The sequence below is a fragment of the Daejeonella sp. genome, from assembly GCF_049655485.1.
In the GTDB taxonomy this organism is placed as follows: Bacteria; Bacteroidota; Bacteroidia; order Sphingobacteriales; family Sphingobacteriaceae; genus Daejeonella.
The window spans coordinates 1-1,583 of sequence record NZ_JBASJU010000159.1 but is presented as its reverse complement, the minus strand read 5'-3'; the positions used below and the strand labels follow the sequence as shown (position 1 = coordinate 1,583).

Sequence of the window (1,583 nt, the reverse complement as noted above, 5' to 3'; positions counted from 1 at the left end):
AAAGAAAATTGCCTCTATCTTAACTTCTCCGGAAAAGTTTCTAAACTAAGCTTCCAGTCATTAAATGATCTGAAAAAGGTAATTGACAAAGTTGACCTCGGACATATGTGCACATTAATTGAGCATGCCGACATAGAAATCATCCTTATTAAGGACAACTGTTTTGTATTATCAGGAATCGAGATCATTTATCTAAAAGAAATTCTTCAGGGTGCTTTCACCATGTTCCGTCTTAACCACATTCTTACTGATTGTCTGGACCGCCTAGTTATCTATTAATTTAGATTAACTCCATATTGCCATTCTTTAATTTCCCGCAACTTATTATTCATAAGTTTGTTATAAATACAAACCTAAAATAATACACTATGAAAGATCTGATGCGTATCAAAAGTCTTCTGTCAACAGAAATCGAAACTCTTCTGAACCAGCAGGTAAAAAAAGAAGCACATTCTTCTGCAACTTATTTATCCATGGCGTCATGGTGTGATCGTAATGGGTTCGATGGTTCGGCTGACTTTTTCTTCAAACAATCAAACGAAGAAAGGGAGCACCAATTGAAATTATACAAGTACATACTGGATACTGGCGGAACAGCAATTTCCCCGGAGATCAATAATATAAAAATTGAGTACAGCACTTTCCGTGAAGTGTTTGAAGATGCGCTTGACCAGGAGATTGCCATTACACAATCATTCAAGAACATAGTGGCTCGCTGTCATAAAGAACAGGATTACGTAACCCTTGAATTCCTTAACTGGTTCCTTAAAGAACAACGCGAGGAAGAATATATAGCCCGCAGAGCACTTGAGCTTTTCGAAGTAATTGGTGAAAATGGAACAGGATTCTGGGATATCGACAAGAATATTGGGGGGATTAAGTATTCCGGGGAATAAATCCGAGGTCTGACCTCAGCTCCTCCACCAACTTCACCACATCCTTCGCTGTATATTCTTTAAGCCAAATATTTGCAGGTTGAGCTGCCAGCACGGGCGCATATTTACATCTGTCTGTACACTCGGTTACAATGAGTTCAATATCATCCTTAATCCCTTGGCTTTTAAGGTATTGTTTTAAATTCTTGTACAATTCCCTGCTTCCACGCTTTGAACATTTGCTGCCCTGGCAGATATAGAGGATATTTTTGGGTATGGTAAATTTGCTCATGCTTCAACTTTCACCTAACATATATTCCTTAAACCCTGCAAAATCCTTGCCTAAAGAAACAGCAAGTCTCCCACGTCCCTCAAGCTCCTGAACTTGTGATGGTATATTGATCTTTGCTGCTATCTGTGTCGGGAAAATGTCCGGGAACTTACACGGGTGGGCAGTCGACAGAAAGACCATTTCAGCGGTTTCTCCTGGATGTTTTGCCAGCCATTGTTTTACTGCCAGCCAGGCGACCGCCGTATGCGGGCACATGATATATTGCTGCTCGCTGTATACTTTCTCAATCGCCTCCACCGTCTCTTCGTCATTAAATGCGTAAGCAGTTAAAAGTCCTTTCAGGTCTGCTCTCTCACCTTTAAACAGATCCATTATCCTAACCCAATTGCTCGGATCGCCCACGTCCATCGCATTTG

Annotated in this window: 3 protein-coding genes and 1 pseudogene; 2 read left to right on the top strand and 2 right to left on the bottom strand. The window is 40.7% G+C overall.

Features of this window, described 5'->3' with window-relative positions:
• Together WBJ10_RS06560 and WBJ10_RS06555 are read left to right on the top strand one after the other, a co-directional pair.
• Positions 1–279, top strand: a 279-nt coding sequence (locus tag WBJ10_RS06560) for a hypothetical protein (RefSeq protein WP_424288722.1), incomplete at its 5' end; no start/stop codon positions are given.
• Positions 280–368: 89 nt separating this feature from the next.
• Positions 369–896, top strand: coding sequence for a ferritin (locus WBJ10_RS06555; protein ID WP_424288721.1), 528 nt, complete (start codon positions 369–371; stop codon positions 894–896).
• On the opposite strand, the gene WBJ10_RS06550 is transcribed toward WBJ10_RS06555, so the two are convergent.
• Positions 877–1,167 carry a (2Fe-2S) ferredoxin domain-containing protein gene (locus tag WBJ10_RS06550; RefSeq protein ID WP_424288720.1) on the bottom strand — a complete coding sequence of 97 codons (291 nt, stop codon included), beginning with the start codon at positions 1,165–1,167 and terminating at the stop codon, positions 877–879. The genes WBJ10_RS06555 and WBJ10_RS06550 overlap by 20 nt on opposite strands.
• A 3-nt stretch (positions 1,168–1,170) precedes the next feature.
• A pseudogene (locus WBJ10_RS06545) lies at positions 1,171–1,583 on the bottom strand (threonine synthase); the annotation flags it as partial.